The organism is Pigmentiphaga sp. GD03639 (assembly GCF_029845405.1).
GTDB lineage: Bacteria > Pseudomonadota > Gammaproteobacteria > Burkholderiales > Burkholderiaceae_B > Pigmentiphaga > Pigmentiphaga daeguensis.
The window spans coordinates 1-527 of the sequence record NZ_JAOCLR010000100.1 but is presented as its reverse complement, the minus strand read 5'-3'; the positions used below and the strand labels follow the sequence as shown (position 1 = coordinate 527).

Sequence of the window (527 nt, the reverse complement as noted above, 5' to 3'; positions counted from 1 at the left end):
TGTCGGGTCCCGGATGAATATCTGCTAAAAAGCAAACGTCCGCTGCTGTTCGGCCGCGAGGTGCTGACGGCAGTCGTGGCACAGTGGACTCATCCGGAAACGACATGCTGATCAACCTGCACAAGAACGCCACCACGACGCCCGCCATCCGCGAAGCGATCCAGAATGCCACCGGCAGCGATTACGAGCTTGCCCGGCAGTTCAACGTCACGCGCGACACGATCCGCAAATGGCGCAAGCGAGACACGGTCACCGACGGCAGCCACACGCCGCATCGCCTGCAAAGCACGCTCAACGCAGGCCAGGAGGAACTGGTGATCTACCTGCGTACGCATCTGCGTCTGCCGCTGGACGATCTGCTCGCCGTGGTCCGGGAGTTCATTGAGCCGGCGATGAGCCGCTCGGCGCTGGACCGGTTGTTGCGCCGACGCGGGCATTCGCGCCTTCCGGTGCCCGACAAGACCGAACGCACGGACAAGCCGTTCAAGGCCTACGAGCCGGGTTACGTGCATGTGGACGTGAAGTAC

1 pseudogene is annotated in these 527 nt (G+C 63.0%); it reads left to right on the top strand.

The annotated features are described in order from the left end of the window. Nucleotides 1–104: 104 nt before the first annotated feature. A pseudogene (locus tag N5K27_RS29025) lies at nucleotides 105–527 on the top strand (IS481 family transposase); the annotation flags it as partial.